Here is a 3168-nt window from a genome sequence, read left to right on the forward strand (position 1 = left end):
GCCCAGGCCTCTGCCGCCGCCTGCGCCTCGGCCAGCACGACGGCGGTGTCCGGACCGGGGTGGAACGTCAGCGTCGCGGTGATCGCATAGGTCTGGATCGCCGCGGACTGCACGTTGACGGTGTCGCACAGCGGGCGGATGTCCTCCGCGTTCAGCGCCAGCGCGACGGTGTCGATCAGACCCGCATCCGCCGCGCCGCTGCCGGTGCGCGACAGGACCGCCACGCGGACCACGCCCGGATCGGGGCTGGTGACGCTGACGTCCTTCACGTCTCCGGATGCGGACAACGCGTGGAAGCGGTACGCGCCGACGGGACCGGCGGCGGCCCAGCCCTCGGGCGCCTGCTGCACGCGCGCGCGGAAAATGGTGTCGTCCTCCAGGACCGCAGGCGTCGGGGGCACCACGGACGTGTCGGCGGGTGTGATCACCCGTCTGGCCACGCCATAGAGCGCCGCCAGTTGGTCGAGGTCCGCGCCGGTCGCTGTCGCCAGCATCACCGCGCGCGCGCCGTCATTCACGCGCTGGCGGACCATGATCTCACGATAGGCCGCGACCTCGAGCAACTTGACCGCGGGTTCGCTTTCCAGGTCCAGCGTGTCGGCAAGCTCCGGGGCGCGGACAAGCAGATCGGCCTTCATCTCGGCGAGGATCGCCTCGAAGTCGAGCGTTTCGACGACGTCAGGGGGCGTCAGAGCCGCAAGATCGATCTGCGTGAACGATCCGGCCATCAGGTTACCTCGATTCCTTCAAGCGTGATCTCGCGGCCTTCGGGCAGATACCGCGCGACGATGGTCAGCTCGACGCGGCCGTCCACGTCGGCACTGGATGTGACGCGATCGAGATCGAGTCGCGGCTCCCATCGCGCAAGCGCCTCGGCGGTTGCGACGTACAGGTCCAGTCGCCCTTCGGCGTTCAGGGGCGCGTCGACGAGATCGGGGAGGCGCGAGCCATAGTCGCGACGCATCACGCGGGTCCCGATGCGCGTGGTCAGGATGTCGCGCACCGATTGGCGCAGGTGGTCGTACCCGCGCAACGTTCGCCCTGTGGTCGCACTCATGCCTGCCATGGTGCGAACGTGGCACGGCGCGTGCGGCGCTGCCTCTGGCGCTACTGCGGCGATCCGGTGTTTCCGCCGCTGTCGCCTGGGTGCGTGTGGCCCTTGAGGGAAATGCCGTCGGCCGTGACATCGCCACCGGTCACGGAGATGTCGCCGGTGATCGTCGCCGTAGGTCCGCCACCACCCTGCCCCGCCATGCCGGCCATGTAGGACAACAGGCCCTCGACCGTCAGTGTGCCGGAGAACGTGCTGTCGCTCGCGGTGACCGCGACGAGGCCATCCGTGATCTCGATCTGCGTACCGCCGACAGCGACGGTGATCGAATCCTCAGTCATCGTGATCGACGCCGCGCCCAGTGTGATCTTCCGCGTGCCGCCATCCTGCGATGGCGCGGGGTTCGCGCCGGAATACAACGATCCGACAATGATGCCCTGCGCCGTGTCCCCGCCGATGCTTGCGACGAGGACCTGTTCGCCGATGGATACTGGTGACCAGGCGCCGACGATTCCCGCGCGCTCCGCGAGCCAGGGCAGCCAGTCGGTTTCCGTCTCGCCGCCCAGCGTCACGCGTGCGGCGGCCGCCGTGGCGTCGACGGCCGTCACGGTGCCGATGCGCAGGCCGGAATGAAAGCGACGATCAAGGTCGGACACGCCCCAGTTCATGGGATCGGCAAGTAGTCGTCTTCGTGCGGCACCCCAGTCCGGGGCACCCACGAAAACAGGGCGGTTGGCACGACGCCATCGTTGATCCAGACGGACGTGCCCAGATGCACCTGGTGGCGCCACTCCACGCTCCACACCGCGAATTGATCGAGGTCGGGGTCGAACGGGTCGGGCTCCACGGCGAGGATTTCGGCGGGATCGATCGGCTGTCCGAACCGGTTTCCACGGATCCAGAGCGCCAGTGCCGCGGCAAGCTTGCGCACCTCTCGCTCGACCAGCGGCGTCCGGAAGCCGAGCACGACCCGCGCCTCGAAGCGGGCGACCATAGCCAGCTGCTCTGTCCCGGGATCCGCGTCTTCGTCACCCTCGAATGCGACAAGCTCGAACAGCACGGCCGGCGTTTCCAGCGTCTTGCGCTCGTCGTGATAGTCGCTGACCGTGCGGAGGTCCGGAAACTGCGCCCTGGCCCCAGCGATCAGCGCGTCATGTATCCCGTCGATGTCCAGCCCTGTATCAACACTCATGTCCGCCCCACCTTGTAAATCGTCCTCGCCCGCAACTCGCGAACGAAGTTCGACATGAAAAGATCGTCGACCTGTTGAAACGCCACGCGTTCCGCGTACTCCTTCACGTCTTCCTCCACCTCGATCTTCGCGACCTCGATCGGCAGGCGGCCCGGGCCGGTGCGCTGGAATATGCGCCTGTCGTTCATTTTGTTGAAGCGAGCAATGAAGGCGCGCTTAAAGACTTCGCCTCGGTAAGAAACGCCCTCCGGCGTGACCGTCGCGCGCCCCTTGAAGGCTGATGTCGCCATGTCGTTCGCGCCCATCCACAGACGCAACGCGCCGAGATCGCGCCCGCCCCGCGCCTTGAAGCGGATCAGTCTGAGCCGGTTCCGGATCGGCTTAGCGCTGCGCAGGTCGAGCCCTTCGCGCAGGTCCTTGCGGGCGCGCGCCCGCAACGTCGTGCCTGTACGTGACAGCGCCCGCCGGAAAGCGACGCGCACCTGGCGTTCGCTGGCGCCCAGCTCCCGGGCGACTCTGTCGACCTGGCGCATGTCGTAGTTCAGACGTGGCTGCAGCCCCATGCCGCCCCCCTATTGCCCGGGCCGGTCGTCTGGCCGCCTTTCGAGGCGATCAGCCGGCCGCATCTCCATTCGCGGCACGCTCGCGGCGACTGACCTCGCGCAGGACCTCGTCCGGCAGGCCGCGAAACGCGCGCAGCGCGATGATCGCGCGGATCAGTGCTTCGCGGTCGCGCTCCAGTTCCGCGATCCGGGCGTCTTTGTCGTCAGCCATGTGTGTCTCCGTGTGCGCCCGCGTCGGGCGCCGTGGGGGCGTTGGACCCCGACGCGGACAGGTGCGGCCCGAACAGAGTGTCCGGGCCAATCAGGCGCAGGCCGTAGCCATGCACCGTTTCGATCTGCATCGGGCTGCCGCGCATCTTGCG

General features: G+C 67.9%; 6 protein-coding genes. All 6 read right to left on the reverse strand.

Going from position 1 to position 3168, the window contains the following annotated elements; all coding sequences use genetic code 11:
• Positions 1–728, reverse strand: a 728-nt coding sequence (locus DDE13_RS22115; RefSeq protein ID WP_111406358.1) for a baseplate assembly protein, incomplete at its 3' end; no start/stop codon positions are given.
• The gene (locus DDE13_RS22120) at positions 728–1057 is read right to left on the reverse strand and encodes a GPW/gp25 family protein (RefSeq protein WP_235868818.1); all 330 of its coding nucleotides are present in this window, start codon (positions 1055–1057) and stop codon (positions 728–730) included. The genes DDE13_RS22120 and DDE13_RS22115, both read right to left, overlap by 1 nt.
• 50 nt (positions 1058–1107) lie before the next feature.
• Entirely contained in the window at positions 1108–1707 is a 600-nt protein-coding gene (locus tag DDE13_RS22125) for a phage baseplate assembly protein V (protein WP_162631186.1), read from the reverse strand.
• An 8-nt stretch (positions 1708–1715) separates the two neighbouring features.
• Entirely contained in the window at positions 1716–2243 is a 528-nt protein-coding gene (locus tag DDE13_RS22130) for a hypothetical protein (RefSeq protein WP_111406361.1), read from the reverse strand.
• Entirely contained in the window at positions 2240–2806 is a 567-nt protein-coding gene (locus DDE13_RS22135) for a phage tail protein (RefSeq protein WP_162631187.1), read from the reverse strand. Before DDE13_RS22135 ends, DDE13_RS22130 begins: the two co-directional genes overlap by 4 nt.
• Before the next feature lie 49 nt (positions 2807–2855).
• Positions 2856–3017 carry a hypothetical protein gene (locus tag DDE13_RS23130; RefSeq protein ID WP_162631188.1) on the reverse strand — a complete coding sequence of 54 codons (162 nt, stop codon included), beginning with the start codon at positions 3015–3017 and terminating at the stop codon, positions 2856–2858.
• Positions 3018–3168 lie beyond the last annotated feature (151 nt).

It is taken from the genome of Meridianimarinicoccus zhengii (genome assembly GCF_003254465.1).
GTDB lineage: Bacteria > Pseudomonadota > Alphaproteobacteria > Rhodobacterales > Rhodobacteraceae > Meridianimarinicoccus > Meridianimarinicoccus zhengii.

Coding starts and splice junctions, on each gene's coding strand:
- DDE13_RS22120 (WP_235868818.1), bottom strand. CDS start 1,057: ATGAGTGCGACCACAGGGCGAACGTTGCGCGGGTACGACCACCTGCGC.
- DDE13_RS22130 (WP_111406361.1), bottom strand. CDS start 2,243: ATGAGTGTTGATACAGGGCTGGACATCGACGGGATACATGACGCGCTG.
- DDE13_RS22135 (WP_162631187.1), bottom strand. CDS start 2,806: ATGGGGCTGCAGCCACGTCTGAACTACGACATGCGCCAGGTCGACAGA.
- DDE13_RS23130 (WP_162631188.1), bottom strand. CDS start 3,017: ATGGCTGACGACAAAGACGCCCGGATCGCGGAACTGGAGCGCGACCGC.